A 14,473-nucleotide genomic window follows, 5' to 3' on the forward strand; every position below is an offset into this window, starting at 1 on the left:
GGGATAACACCACTCAATGTCAGCCGAGTTTAGATTAGTGTTTATAAATCACACATGGTATCAGCAAAATGCCTGTGATATTGCCAATAAAATTTTATCATTACCCACTTATATTGCTAAAAATAACGCATACTGTTTATCTGGCTCACCATATTGGGATAATAGTAAGAGTAGATTGTTCGATGTCAGACTATTTTTGGAAGATACTCAAATTTTTATTGAAATAAGTGCTCATCCGCCTAGGATCGAAAAAGATTTAGCGCAGTTATTTACATGGATAAGAAGTCAGACTGAGATTAAAATATTAGACGACGATGGGCAAACGTCAGGGTGGTAAGTCATGATCGCATTGAATGCTAACATTATTAGCTATAAATCAATAGGAAACATTCAAATTGGTGATAACATTCTCACTTATTTGGATGAAATGTACCAACGTTTTGATGTTAAATGTCAAGAATGTGAATTGTATTCTCCACCTGGTGAGCAAAATAGATGGTGCTTCTATTCGTTAAACGATGGCACATTGACAATCACTACCACTTTTGACGGAGACATTATTGGAATAGGATGTAACCAAAATTACCAAGGCAAATATATAAATAAATATCAAAACGAGTTATATGCTGGCATTACCATGGAAGAGTTGTGCTATCTAACTAAGTTTCGAGCTATCTTACTTGGCATGCTGATTGTTGATGATGATTATGGTCTATCTTTCACACTACCTTCACCTTACGATGAAATATCTGACAATATAAAAGACATCCCCTATGATTTAAAACTTAATGAACTTTATGTCACGGATTATTCTCAATGGAAGCCCAAAGCATATAAAAAGAAAACGCCGAAAAAACGCCGTATACCTAAACCTTATTCTTATTTTTAGTGTTAATTTAAAACATAAGCTATAAACGCCCTCTTCCTAAATTTTGTGTATTTTAAAGTTAAAGGTGACGGATGCTCAGTCAATTATTCATTTAATGCAGTTTCAATTACCTGTTTATTCATAAAACCCGTTAATTTACCTAAATCCTCCTGCATTTTTATGCTGTTAGCCAGCTAGCTACCATTCTTCTTAGTTTTTGTTCATCCATTTTAAGTTGTTGCATTAGCTCTAGTATTTGGCTTGTTCTTTTTTAAATTATTTTTAATCTTTTTAGAAAGAAATACCACAACGCTAATTAAAATAAAATTAATAACAAAATCAAAAATGAACGTACCTGCCGATGTTAATATGCTTTTTTTGTAAATGGAAAAAATAAGAAAACTAACTAATGTAATTATCCACGTTATCCTTATTATTGAAAAACATTATATATCATTCGCCCATCCCATTGATTAATTAAAATATATAAATTAAACACGCAATTAACTTAACTTGTTACTTTTTAAAAATTTTTGAAAGATTATAACGATCAGTAAGGTTAATTGTGATAGATAAAACCTATTATAATATATTTTATTGATCTGCGAAACCGATCATAATACAATAGTCAATCTTTTTAACTTAACCTTTACTTTACTTTTAATAAATTTTTATAGATAAGGAGAAAATGATGCTTGGTAGAATTTTGAACGGTTATTATTCTGATCTTGACGGAGATTATTATATTACAACGAATCCTTTAGTTAGAGATGGTATAGCTTTGCTTTATTGGATTGGGTTTACTTTAATTATTTTTGATAAATTTTTGGGACTAGATAATCCTATTAAAGTTTTTATGGCACTTTACGATATGTTTCATAATTTAGGCGGTTTACAAGGGTTTGGGATTTTGATTATTTACTTTTTCTTTACTAGCTTTATTTTTGGTTGGCTTCCAAGCATGTTTACATTAAGAATTTTAAAAATTTTAGAAAACTTATCTGGTAAATAAATAACTATTTAAATAATGAGGCTTATTTGTGTTAATTACAAGGAATAAAATAATGAAAAAAATAATTAGTTTTGTGTGTGTTAGTGTTTTAGGTTTTGTTTTGGTGGGATGTGGTGATAAAAACACAATTATTTATGATTTAAAAACAGGTAAAGCAACAGCAAGTGGTTTTGATTCTCAAGCTCCAGATTTAACTGGAGTTGGTTATATGAAAATAATGAATGAGATTAGTAAAAATTGTAATCTTGATACTGTAACACTTGCTATAAATTTAAATACTGATGGTAAATACACAACAAAAGTTTGTAAAAACGGCATTACTTACAAATTAATTAATGCTAAGTAAAAAAGAAAGGGGTTAAATAATGAAAAAAATAATTAGTTTTTTTTGTATTAGTGTTTTAAGCATGATGTTGGTTGGTTGTGGTGATGATGAGTTTGTAAAATTTGCTAAAGAAGCAATAAAAGATCAAAAAGAATGGGCTATGCTTTATGATTTTAAAAATAACAAATTCTATCAGTATCATACTTATTCAATTCGTAAAAATCAAGAACCATCTTTTATAATTGATCGTGAATTGAAAAATTGCTCAGTTTCAAAAGAAGAAATAAATAAAGTAATATTATCTGACGATTCAATTAATTTAACTTGTGATTCATACTTTGTTGGTGATTTAAAAGTAAAAGTGAAAATTGTTGGTAAAAAATCATCATATGATCAAAATATTCTTGATAATGATTTTAATTATCTATTTAACTTTAACACTAACAAAGTATATTATAAAATTTCAGGTGATACAGATGAGCAAATGAAAAAAAATGCAGAAAAAACAAAAAGTTCATGTCACTCAAAAGATAAAGAAATTTATGACGATTGCGGTCTCTTTAATTCAAGAGAGAAAATAATTGGTTTATAAGTAATAATAAAAAGAGGGGATTCCCTCTTTTTATAAAATTGTTGGGAGTTTTACCTTTTTATTTTGTATATGTTGTATATCTTCTTCTTTTTCAATTTTAAACTTATTTAATAAATACTCTTTTTCTTTCAAATTACATTTTTTAGTAATTTCACTTCTGCTAAAATATAAAAAATAACTTATTTTATAATAAGTTAGCTTTAATTTTTTATTTTTATTAAATAATGTAATTATGTTATTTTTTAAGGTATTAATGATGTTAAAAAAGGGTTTTGAAAGGAAAAATGGTCGGCGAGAGAGGATTCGAACCTCCGACCCACTGGTCCCAAACCAGTTGCGCTACCAAGCTGCGCTACTCGCCGTTGGAAGCGCATAATACTGCGCTTCCTAAAAAGTGTCAATACCTACGATAAAAATTTATATCTGCTATGTCTTTATTTCGATAAAGGTGCTGGTGTTTTACCAATTCGTTGATAAAATTCAATGACAAAATTTTCGTAACGTTTATTCGCAACAGCTTCACGAATTTCAGCCATTAAACGTTGATAATAACGTAAATTGTGGATGGTATTTAGTCGTGCACCTAAAATCTCACCACACTTATCTAAATGATGAAGATATGATTTAGTATAATTTTTGCAAGTATAACAATCACAATGAGAATCAAGCGGAGTAGTGTCGTCTTTATATTTTGCATTACGAATTTTAATTACACCATTTGTGACAAATAAGTGACCATTACGTGCATTACGGGTTGGCATCACACAGTCAAACATATCAATACCTCGACGTACACCTTCAACTAAATCTTCAGGTTTACCCACGCCCATTAGGTAACGAGGTTTATCGGCTGGTAATTGTGGGCAAGTACCCTCCAAAATGCGATGCATATCAGCTTTAGGCTCTCCAACAGCTAATCCACCAACAGCATAGCCATCAAAGCCTATTTCGGTCAATCCTTTAATTGAGATATCACGTAATTCTTGATGTATTCCGCCTTGCACAATACCAAAGAGTGCATTTTTGTTGCCTAATTCATCAAAACGCTTTCGGCTACGTTTAGCCCAACGTAAAGACATTTCCATTGATTTTTTGACATAATCCCAATCAGCAGGAAACGGGGCGCATTCATCAAAAATCATCACAATATCAGAACCAAGATCATATTGAATTTCCATTGAAACCTCAGGTGATAAGAAAATCGAATCACCATTAATCGGATTACGGAAATAGACACCTTCCTCTTTGATTTTGCGGATATCACCTAAACTAAAGACTTGAAACCCTCCCGAATCGGTCAAAATTGGGCCATGCCACTGCATAAAATCATGTAAATCACCATGTTTTCGCATGATTTCTTGTCCAGGCCTTAACCATAAATGGAATGTGTTGCCTAGTAATATTTGAGCTCCAGTTGCAGTAACCTCTTCAGGGGTCATACCTTTTACCGTGCCATAAGTACCAACAGGCATAAATGCTGGTGTTTCAACGGTATATTCAACTCCACGACGATCGAATTTCATACGTCCTCGACGAGCAAGCCCATCGGTATTGTCTAGTTCAAATTTCATTTTTTTGTTAACCTCTTGCGACCAAATAAACAGTTTGGCGCGAATTATTGTTATAATACGTCACCGTATCATTAATTTTCGGTGTTAGTTTATCGTGCTAGGCATCAATAAACAATATTTGAAAGGATTTAAGACATTTGAAGCATATTAATTTATTTTTAATATCATGTTTTTCAATTAGTTTATTAGTTGGTTGTCAAAACTTCAATAATGAAGTTGCGCTAATTATTACATCAGACAAAATTAAACATTTATCTGAACAAGACATCGAGGCTATTGGAGCACAAGCGTGTGCTGACTCAGATAAACGATCTGTTATTGCTAATGAAAGTAGTTGGCTTACCCAAAAACTTGAAAAACTAACTCAAACGTTGCCTAAAAAGATTAATGATATTGAAGTAAATTACAAAGTTTATTTAAATACTGATCCTAATGCATGGGCAACAGCTAATGGTTGTATTCGCATAAATAGTGGATTAATAAAATTATTAAACGATAATGAATTACAGGCAGTTTTAGCTCATGAACAAGCTCATATTGCTCTTAAGCATGCTATAAAATCATTTAAACTAGCCCCTTATGTTGGGATAACCAATAAAGAGGTAATAGTTCTTGTTAAAGAAGATATTGCTCAACAATATGAGTTTGAAGCCGATCATTATGCCTTGGAATTATTAATGAGCAGTAATATTAACCCAATCGGGCTTGTAACTATGTTAAAAAAAATGCCGATTCATTCAAAAACAAAAACATCGCATCCATCAAATACAAAACGTATTGATCGTATTTTAGATCAATTAGGCAATAAATAAGTATTTATATAGATAAGCTTAATATAGCCATAAAGTTTGAACTTAGCTTAATTACATTGGATATTTATTTGATATTTATTAATATTTATTACTTTTCGCTGTAATAAACATAGCATCACCATAACTAAAAAATCGATAGTTTTCTTTAACAGCATGTTGGTAAGCTTTCATGGTGTTTTCATAACCAGCAAAGGCAGAAACAAGCATAATCAAAGTTGATTCAGGTAAATGAAAATTAGTTATGAGCGAATCAATGACCTTAAATTGATACCCCGGATAAATAAAAATTTGGGTATCGGCAAAAAAAGGAGCTATTTTTCCTGTGTTTTGTGCTGCACTTTCTAAAGCTCGAACAGAAGTTGTTCCCACAGCGATAACTTTTTTGTTTCGTGCTTTACATGCTAACACCGCTTCCACAACAGTTTCTGGCACTTCAGCATATTCAGAGTGCATAATATGGTTTTCAATGTTTTCAACCCTAACTGGTTGGAATGTTCCTGCTCCAACGTGTAAAGTGACAAATGCCATTTCGACGCCTTTCTGTTTTAGTTTTTCTAATAAAGGTTTATCGAAATGAAGACCCGCCGTGGGTGCAGCAACGGCTCCTGGCACTTTACTATACACTGTTTGATAAACTTCACGATCTTGTTCATTATCTGGGCGATCAATATATGGCGGTAATGGAATATGACCTATCTTATTTAAAACACTAAGCACATCGTCAGGAAATTGCAATTCAAATAAAGCATCGTGGCGTGTTAGCATGGTAACCTTAATAGGGTCATTTTCACCTAATATTAGTTCAGCACCTGCTTTGGGTGATTTTGAAGCTCTAATATGCGCTAGAGCTCGGTTATTATCTAAGATTCTTTCAATTAATATTTCAATTTTTCCACCTGAAGCTTTTTTTCCATATAAGCGAGCAGGAATAACTTTAGTATTGTTGAAAATAAGTAAATCACCCGGATTGATTTTATCGATAATATCAGTAAATACATTATCTTCAACTTTACCTGTATGGCTATCAAGAGATAAAAGTCGGCATGCACTTCTGTTTTTTGAAGGATGTTTGGCAATTAGTTCTTTAGGAAGATAAAAATCAAAATCGGATAGTTGCATAATCGTGTTCCTCAAAAATGAGGCATTAGTCTAAAGCCCGGATATTGTCTAATCAAGCAATTATTTGTTGATTATTATAAAAGTTACGTTAAAATTTAAATTGTCTAAAGAAATTAGGCATTTGACATTTATATTAATATAAGGAAAAGAGTATGAATAAACATCAAAAAACATTGTTAGTTGCACTACCTCTAGTTGCAGCAATGTCACTCGTTGGTTGTAAAAATATGAGCGCAGATGACTTAACTAGCCTTGGCATGAAAAGTTTGCAAGCTGCTACTCTAAGTGATAATGATGTTAAAGCATTAAGTCAACAATCATGTGCTGAAATGGATGCTCAATCAAGAATTGCTCCAGCAAAAAGCGCTTATACTAAACGATTAAATAAAATTGCAAAAACACTTGGTAATAATCTAAACGGTACACCAATCAACTATAAAGTATACATCACAAAAGATGTTAATGCATGGGCAATGGCTAATGGTTGTGTTCGTGTATATAGTGGTCTAATGGATATGATGACTGATAACGAAATTCAAGGTGTTTTAGGTCACGAATTAGGTCACGTAGCTTTAGGTCATAGTAAAAAAGCAATGCAAGTTGCTTATGCGACTGAAATTGCACGTGATGCAGCAGCAGCATCTGGTAATGCAAAAATTGCCGCTCTATCTAAATCTAGCTTAGGCGCTTTAGCATCTGCAGTGATTAATTCTCAATTTTCACAAAAACAAGAACAAGATGCGGATAACTATTCTTTCGATTTCTTAGTTAAGAAAAAAATTAATCCAGTAGGTCTTGCAACTGCATTTGATAAATTAGGTGGCGGTGACGCTTCAATCTTAAGTAGCCATCCATCTTCAACAGATCGTGCAAATAATATTCGTAAAAAAATCGCTGAACTTAAAAAATAAGCACAGTAATTTTTAATCAAAAGCGCTATTAATGGCGCTTTTTTTATTTGTTACCAATAAAATAAAATTTGAAGACGAAGCTAAGATTTAAAAGTTTCAAGGCGATTATTGATAATACATTGATCTTTAACCATTTCAAATGAAACCAAAACCCCTTCCAAATTAATACCTAGAGTAATCAAAATGTTATCGAAAACATAATAGTAACGCATGTGCTCTTCATAGATATGATCTTTAAATCTATAATTATGATTAAACTGATTGGTTAACTCAAACGGCTGACCAATTTTAAAGTCAAAACCAAGAAAATCTAAAATTTGATTTGCTTTATCACATAAGAAAGTGTTGTCTATAACTTCATCAATTGATAATGCCTCAACATTATCCGAAATATAAAAAAAGAGAATTTGATAACCACAGACTTTTCCTATTCCTGAAATATCACCATAACCGAAGTCTTCGATAATACGATACTCATCTAAATTAAAAAAAAGATCGATATCAAGTGTGGCGAATCTTGTTATTTGATACATACCAGCTAACTTACTATTAAATTTTTAGTTTTGAATGTTACTGAAAAAAGTTATTAACTCTTTACAAAGTTGCAAGTAATTTTCTTTTTAAAATAAGTCGAAGATCATCGCCCACCATAGCAATCGATTCAAATTGAAATTGTGGTGCTAATGAAAGCTTTTGCAGATTTGGCAATATACACATATCTAACGCATTATGACCAAGTAATTTTGGTGCATAATAAATAATTAATTCATCCACTAAATCTTGTTCTATTAGAGCTCCAGCCAGATGAGCACCAGCTTCAACCCAAACCGAATTTATTTGTTTTTCGGCTAATAATGCAAACAATTTAGATAAATCTATTTGTTTACAACTAGATGATTCTATAATTAATTTGGTATTTTGTTTTGCAATAAGGTTATCTTTTTTTCGTACTATCCATGTTTCACCTGGCTGATTGAAAATATTTTCAGTACCTGTTAGCTGAGCTTGACTATCAATAATTACACGAATAGGTTGCCGGATTTTTTCTGGTAGGTAGATTTTTTTTATTTCATCAGGTAATTCGTTATATCTAACTGTTAAACTTGCATTATCAGCTTGCACAGTCGCACGAGTACTTAAAATACAGCTTGCTTGAGCTCGGAACTGTTGCACATCTTCTCTTGCCTTATTTGATGTTATCCATTTGCTTTCACCAGATGCCATGGCAATTTTACCATCTAATGAGGCGGCTAGTTTAAGTTGAATATAAGGCAAACCTGTTCGCATGAGTTTTAAAAAGCCTTTATTAATAGCTTCTGCTTGCTCAGTTAAAACGCCAATGGTGACATCTATTCCTGCTTCTTTTAAGCGTTTAATACCATTACCTGCAACATTAGGGTTAGGATCTTGCATCGCAATTACTACACGAATGATGCCAGCTTTAATAAGCGCATCAGCACAAGGAGGTGTTCGACCAAAATGACTACAAGGCTCTAATGTCACATAAGCTGTTGCGCCGATTGCCTCATCACCAGCCATTTTTAGTGCATGAACTTCGGCATGAGGCTCACCAGCTTTTTGGTGATAACCTTTGCCAATTATTTGATCATCTTTAACAATGACACAGCCAACATTAGGATTTGGTGTTGTTGTAAAACGACCAAGCTTAGCCAAATCAATGGCTTGTTGCATATAGAAGTGATCTTTATTGCAAATTGCAGTCATATTGTTGATTATTTTTGTTGTAACTTAGCAATTTCATTACTAAATTGTTCGATATCGTCAAAACTAAAATAAACCGAAGCAAAACGAATATAAGCAATTTTATCTAGATTTTTAAGTTCTTCAATCACATAGTCACCAATTAATTTTGCTGGGACTTCACGTTCACCTGTTGCTCTTAGTTTAGATTTTATACGTGTAATCGCATCTTCAATGGCATCAAAACTCACTGGACGTTTTTCAAGAGCCCTTTTCATACCATTACGTAATTTATCTTCATTGAATGGTTCGCGAACTTTATTGCTTTTAATGACATTAGGCATAATTAATTCAGCAACTTCAAATGTAGTAAATCTTTCATTACATTCAACACATTGCCGTCTACGTCGGACTTGAAATCCTTCACCAACAAGACGTGAATCGATCACCTTTGTATCATCTGCATTACAAAAAGGACAGTGCATAAATGTATCCTTATGGCAACAAAATAATCATTACAATATCTGAAAATTTTGATTTAAACAAGGGTCTAATTGTTATGACGTTAATCATTATACTAGAAAAATAGGTATGGTTTATTCACCTTAAATGTTAGTTTTATCATCGATAGTATTAAAATACATGATGATGAAGATTCACCAAACATTCAAAAATTAGCCACCTATTTGGTGGCATAAAACACTTACCAATTTAATTTAATGAGAAAATCTCTTAATTTAGCAAAATCATCAGGCATACAATGAGAAAGCAATGTCATATCAGCTCGCTCTGCTAACTCTTTAGGCAATGGAACTGATTTACCTAAAATATCTTCAACCACTTCTTTAAATTTAGCAGGATGTGCCGTACCTAAAAATAGTCCATATTCACCCTCTTGTAACTGATCACACAGTGCTCGATAAGCAATTGCACCATGAGGTTCAGATAAGTAACCTTTTTGATCAAGTTCACAAACAGTTTGCTTAGCAACTTCATCCGAAACAGTAGCATGACCGAGTGATTTAAGATCCCATCCCTCACGCTTATAAATCTCTTCGATACGTGGCCAGTTATTTGGTTGGCTTACATCCATTGCATTCGATAATGTTGCAATGGTTGCGTGAGGTTCCCACTTACCAGTTTCTAAATAACGAGGTACTGTATCATTGGCATTCGTTGCGGCAATAAAGCGTTTAATAGGTAATCCCATTGTTTTCGCAAGTAGACCTGCTGTTAAGTCACCAAAATTGCCACTCGGCACAGAAATAACCAGCTGTTCACGTTGGGTTGATGTGAGTTGTGCAAAAGCTTCAAAATAGTAACAGATTTGTGCTAATAATCGGCTAATATTAATTGAGTTAGCGGAGTTTAAACCGATTGTTTTTTTCAAATCTTCATCATCAAATGCTTTTTTAACTAAGGCTTGACACGCATCAAAGTCACTTTGAATAGCAATTGTATGTATATTATCACCTAAAGTACAAAATAACTTTTCTTGTAATGGACTAATTTTACCTTCTGGGTATAAAATCACGACGCGAATATTTGGTAAATGATAAAACGCATGAGCAACGGCCGCACCAGTATCGCCAGAAGTAGCAGTCAAAATAGTAATTTTTTTGTCAGCAGCGACTTGCACTAAAGCTTGCGCCATAAAGCGTCCACCAAAATCTTTAAATGCTAATGTTGGTCCATGATATAGTTCTAATGAACCAATGTCTGCTTCCACAGAAGTTACTGGAGCAGGGAATTGAAATGCATTTTTAACAAGTCTATGCATATCATCACAGCTAATCTCATCACCAATAAAAGCAGATAAGATCTTGGCACTTCGAGTAATAAAATCAAGTTTTAATAACGACTCAATTTCGGATGATGAAAATTTAGGTAATTGTTGAGGAAAGAATAAACCTTGCCCTCTTCCTAATCCTTGTTGAACTGCTTGTGCAAAGCTAACTTGCTGGGAATGATCTTTTAAGTTATATAATTTCATAATATTTTCCGGTTATCTTTATGCTGTAATATTTCACTCTTCGTAATATCAACTTGTTCAATAATAGTTGGCATTTTTGTTATATTTAACTCTACTTTTTATAGTAAACATTAAATAACTCTTGTTCCTTGAGTATCAATTTTACAAATATGAGTAAAACCTTCATCATTTTGCAAATAATATTTTTTAAGTAATAATTCAATTTGCTGAGCTGTTTCAAGTTTATCTGCAATCACAAATATTGTTGGCCCTGAACCTGAAATACCCGATGACAAAGCACCAAGTTGCTTAACCCGTTTTTGAGTTTCATCAAAATTAGGTAATAATTGTTTACGATAAGGCTCAGCAATATTATCAAAAAGCATTGTGGCAGCCAGCTTAGGTTGTTTGGTATAACAAGCATGCAAAAATCCCCCCACATAGCGACCATGTGCTACACAATCAGACCTTTGATATTGAGCAGGTAAAATTGCACGTGCTTCAGCCGTTGATACCTTTATACCTGGATAAGCCATCACCCAATACCAATCATCAAAATGCGGAATCGACTCACTAATAATACCCATCTCATTAAGAATAAGTTGCATCCCACCTAAATAGCATGGCGCAACATTATCATAATGCACACTGCCCGAAATACGACCTTCAAGTTCTCCCATCATGGATAACATTTCAAATTCATTAAAAGGTTTATCAAAAAACTCATTTAATGCAACCAATGCACCAACTACTGAGCACGCACTTGAACCTAAACCAGAGCCAATTGGCATATTTTTTTCAAGAGTCATACTAACAGGTAAAGTTTTACCCATTGCTTGACAAAATCGCTGCCAACATTGAAATACAATATTATATTTTGGATCACGTGGTAGCTTTTTGACAAATTGACCTTTGCTAGTAAGGGAAAATTCGTTAGCAGATTCAACTGTAATACAGTCACCAAGCATAGCGCCACTAATCGGGCTAATTGCTGCGCCCAATATATCAAAACCAACGCTAATATTAGCCATTGATGCAGGCGCATAAACGGTTAAAGATTTATGACTCATTTAACCTCCGATTTTACCTGATGTTGTACGTAAAATATCAGCAAAAACACCTGCTGCAGTAACATCATTACCAGCACCATAACCACGTAATACAAGAGGAATAGGTTGATAATAACGAGTATAAAAAGCTAAGGCATTTTCGCCATTTTTGACTTTATAAAGAGGATCTTCGCTATCGACAGCTTCAATTCTAACACTGCATTGATGGTTTTCTATGCTACCCACATAACGTAGAACTTTACCTTCTTTTGCTACTTGTTCAGATTTTGCTTTAAAATGTGCATCTAACTGCGGTAATTTGGCCATGAAATCATCAATGCTACCTTGTGCATATTCAGGAGGTAATACGGATTCGACATTGATTTGATCCAATTCTAATTGTAAACCTGATTCTCTAGCTAAAATAAGTAACTTTCTAGCTACATCGGTTCCAGATAGATCGTCTCGAGGATCAGGTTCAGTAAAACCTTTCTCTTTAGCCAATTTAGTTGCTTCAGACAGTGACATGCCTTCATCAAGTTTACCAAATATAAAAGAAAGCGATCCAGATAGAATTCCCGAAAACTTGATTAACTCATCACCTGCATTAAGTAGATTTTGAAGATTTTCAATTACCGGTAACCCTGCCCCTACATTGGTATCATATTGGAATTTACGCTTACTTTTTGCAGCTTCTTGGCGTAAGCGTAAATAGTAGGCCATTGAGCTGGTATTTGCTTTTTTATTTGGTGTAACGACATGAAAGCCATTAGCTAAAAAATCAGCGTATTTGTCAGATACTTCGCTACTAGAAGTACAATCAACAAGAATCGGATTAAGTAATCGATTAGATTTGGCAAACTCAATAATACTATCTAATGAATATTTAGTATCACTCTGTTTGATTTGATCACGCCAATTACTAAGATCAATACCGTCTCTATTGGTTATGCTGTGTTTAGAGTTAAACAAACCACATACTCGCAAATCAATCTGTTTGTTTTTAAGCCATTTCTGTTGACGTCCAATTTGGTCGACAAGCGCACCACCGACCCCACCAACACCAATAACAAAGACATCAAGCATTTTATCAGTACCAAATAACATCTGATGCGCAACACGAACGCCCATTACAGCAACATCATTATCAACTACAACTGAAATTGAGCGTTCAGATGAACCTTGTGCTATAGCAACAATATTAATATTAGCTCTGGCTAATGCTGTAAAGAAATTAGCTGATAAACCTCGTAAGGTACGCATACCATCGCCCACTACAGAGATAATAGCAAGCCTTTCCATCACCTCGATCGGTTCAAGTAATCCATCTTTTAATTCTAAGAAAAATTCATCACTTAAAGCTTCTTCTGCACGATAAAGTTCTGTTTGTGGCACACAAAAACTAATGCTGTATTCAGATGATGATTGAGTAATAAGTACAACTGAAATGCCAGCATAAGACATTGCAGAAAACACACGTGCCGACATACCAACCATACCTTTTAACCCTGGACCTGAAACATTGATCATTGCCATGTTATTTAAATTGGTAATACCTTTTACAGGTGTGGTTGAGTCAACAATATTAGCACCAATTAATGTGCCTGGTGCATCAGGGTTATTTGTATTTTTGATTAAACAAGGAATCTGAAATTGGGCAATAGGTAAAATAGTTCTTGGATGAAGTACTTTTGCTCCAAAATATGAAAGTTCCATCGCCTCTTGATAAGACATTGTTTTTAGTAATTTGGCATCTGGTACAATACGGGGATCACAAGTATAAACTCCATCAACATCGGTCCATATTTCACAGCTATTTGCTCTTAAACAAGCTGCTAATACGGCTGCAGAATAATCAGAACCATTTCGTCCAAGCACAACTAATTCACCTTTTTCATTACCAGCGGTAAAACCGGGCATTAGAATAAAATTGTCTTGTGGAATGTGCATTTCAGCAATTCGATGAGCCGATTCAGGTATATTAACAGTCGATTCTAAATAACCACCTTCTGCAATAAGCATAGCAACAGGATCTATTACCGTGATCGTATGGCCTCTTGCTTTGAGAAGTTCTTGCATAATAGCAATTGATAGCTTTTCTCCACGACAAATAATTGATGCATTGATACTATCAGGACATTGACCGAGTAAACGGATACCTTCAAGTAATTGCTTAACATGCTTTAATTCATTAAGAGCAAAATGCTTCATCTTTTCATAAGCAAAATTAGGGTGAGCTTTTGCAAGACCTGCTAATAGATCTGCAAATATCTTTTCAGCATCATAAATGTTACTTTTGATATCTTGCCCAGCAACCGTTTTTTCAACCATGGCTACTAAATGGTTGGTAATTTTAGCAGGTGCCGATAAAACAGTGGCGGTTTGCTCTTGTTTAGCATTATTTTCAATAATTTCTGCAACTCGCAAAAAGCGTTCTGCGTTAGCAACAGATGTTCCTCCAAATTTTAAAACTTTCATATCACACCTTACTTATTATCTTAGTTTATGCCCATTACTATCTATAATTATAGTTTTTAGAAC

15 protein-coding genes and 1 tRNA gene are annotated in these 14,473 nt (G+C 33.6%); 7 read left to right on the top strand and 9 right to left on the bottom strand.

The annotated features are described in order from the left end of the window. Positions 1 to 16: 16 nt before the first annotated feature. The 5 genes from J6569_RS05160 to J6569_RS05180 all read left to right on the top strand — a co-directional run bounded on the left by J6569_RS05160 (position 17) and on the right by J6569_RS05180 (position 2,797). Positions 17 to 337 (top strand): hypothetical protein, encoded by a 321-nt coding sequence (locus tag J6569_RS05160; RefSeq protein ID WP_296302157.1) that lies wholly within the window; start codon positions 17 to 19, stop codon positions 335 to 337. Positions 338 to 340: 3 nt separating this feature from the next. Then, positions 341 to 889 (top strand): hypothetical protein, encoded by a 549-nt coding sequence (locus J6569_RS05165; RefSeq protein ID WP_296317937.1) that lies wholly within the window; start codon positions 341 to 343, stop codon positions 887 to 889. Between the two features lie 667 nt (positions 890 to 1,556). Further along, the gene (locus tag J6569_RS05170; protein WP_143421966.1) at positions 1,557 to 1,880 is read left to right on the top strand and encodes a hypothetical protein; all 324 of its coding nucleotides are present in this window, start codon (positions 1,557 to 1,559) and stop codon (positions 1,878 to 1,880) included. Between the two features lie 52 nt (positions 1,881 to 1,932). Then, on the top strand, positions 1,933 to 2,226 hold the full coding sequence (locus tag J6569_RS05175) for a hypothetical protein (protein WP_065589874.1): 294 nt from the start codon (positions 1,933 to 1,935) through the stop codon (positions 2,224 to 2,226). 19 nt (positions 2,227 to 2,245) lie between these two features. Then, entirely contained in the window at positions 2,246 to 2,797 is a 552-nt protein-coding gene (locus tag J6569_RS05180; protein ID WP_065589873.1) for a hypothetical protein, read from the top strand. Positions 2,798 to 3,082: 285 nt separating this feature from the next. Here J6569_RS05180 and J6569_RS05185 read toward each other — a convergent pair. Further along, positions 3,083 to 3,159 (bottom strand) — tRNA-Pro (locus tag J6569_RS05185). Positions 3,160 to 3,231: 72 nt separating this feature from the next. Then, a complete protein-coding gene (tgt, locus tag J6569_RS05190; protein ID WP_296317939.1) occupies positions 3,232 to 4,368 on the bottom strand; it encodes a tRNA guanosine(34) transglycosylase Tgt in 1,137 nt (378 codons plus the stop codon). Between the two features lie 137 nt (positions 4,369 to 4,505). Between tgt and J6569_RS05195 the strand changes: the two genes are divergently transcribed. After that, the gene (locus J6569_RS05195; RefSeq protein ID WP_174798918.1) at positions 4,506 to 5,180 is read left to right on the top strand and encodes a M48 family metalloprotease; all 675 of its coding nucleotides are present in this window, start codon (positions 4,506 to 4,508) and stop codon (positions 5,178 to 5,180) included. 78 nt (positions 5,181 to 5,258) lie between these two features. Here the strand turns inward: J6569_RS05195 and queA are convergent, their stop codons facing one another. Beyond that, the gene (queA, locus tag J6569_RS05200; RefSeq protein WP_174798917.1) at positions 5,259 to 6,299 is read right to left on the bottom strand and encodes a tRNA preQ1(34) S-adenosylmethionine ribosyltransferase-isomerase QueA; all 1,041 of its coding nucleotides are present in this window, start codon (positions 6,297 to 6,299) and stop codon (positions 5,259 to 5,261) included. Positions 6,300 to 6,451: 152 nt separating this feature from the next. Here queA and J6569_RS05205 point away from each other — a divergent pair, with 152 nt between their 5' ends. Then, positions 6,452 to 7,210 (top strand): M48 family metallopeptidase, encoded by a 759-nt coding sequence (locus J6569_RS05205; protein ID WP_174798916.1) that lies wholly within the window; start codon positions 6,452 to 6,454, stop codon positions 7,208 to 7,210. A gap of 80 nt (positions 7,211 to 7,290) precedes the next feature. On the opposite strand, the gene J6569_RS05210 is transcribed toward J6569_RS05205, so the two are convergent. The 6 genes from J6569_RS05210 to thrA all read right to left on the bottom strand — a co-directional run bounded on the left by J6569_RS05210 (position 7,291) and on the right by thrA (position 14,410). Then, positions 7,291 to 7,743 carry a hypothetical protein gene (locus J6569_RS05210; protein WP_174798915.1) on the bottom strand — a complete coding sequence of 151 codons (453 nt, stop codon included), beginning with the start codon at positions 7,741 to 7,743 and terminating at the stop codon, positions 7,291 to 7,293. A gap of 61 nt (positions 7,744 to 7,804) precedes the next feature. Continuing rightward, on the bottom strand, positions 7,805 to 8,935 hold the full coding sequence (gene ribD, locus J6569_RS05215; RefSeq protein WP_174798914.1) for a bifunctional diaminohydroxyphosphoribosylaminopyrimidine deaminase/5-amino-6-(5-phosphoribosylamino)uracil reductase RibD: 1,131 nt from the start codon (positions 8,933 to 8,935) through the stop codon (positions 7,805 to 7,807). A gap of 8 nt (positions 8,936 to 8,943) precedes the next feature. Further along, the gene (gene nrdR / locus J6569_RS05220) at positions 8,944 to 9,396 is read right to left on the bottom strand and encodes a transcriptional regulator NrdR (RefSeq protein WP_065560389.1); all 453 of its coding nucleotides are present in this window, start codon (positions 9,394 to 9,396) and stop codon (positions 8,944 to 8,946) included. Positions 9,397 to 9,614: 218 nt separating this feature from the next. Then, a complete protein-coding gene (gene thrC / locus J6569_RS05225) occupies positions 9,615 to 10,904 on the bottom strand; it encodes a threonine synthase (protein WP_085163716.1) in 1,290 nt (429 codons plus the stop codon). A gap of 110 nt (positions 10,905 to 11,014) precedes the next feature. Continuing rightward, entirely contained in the window at positions 11,015 to 11,953 is a 939-nt protein-coding gene (gene thrB / locus J6569_RS05230; RefSeq protein WP_065589866.1) for a homoserine kinase, read from the bottom strand. Then, complete coding sequence (gene thrA, locus J6569_RS05235; RefSeq protein ID WP_296317943.1) at positions 11,954 to 14,410, bottom strand: bifunctional aspartate kinase/homoserine dehydrogenase I; 2,457 nt, start codon at positions 14,408 to 14,410, stop codon at positions 11,954 to 11,956. Between the last annotated feature and the right edge of the window lie 63 nt (positions 14,411 to 14,473).

Origin of the sequence: Gilliamella sp. (genome assembly GCF_024104075.1) — a bacterium.
GTDB lineage: Bacteria > Pseudomonadota > Gammaproteobacteria > Enterobacterales > Orbaceae > Gilliamella > Gilliamella bombi.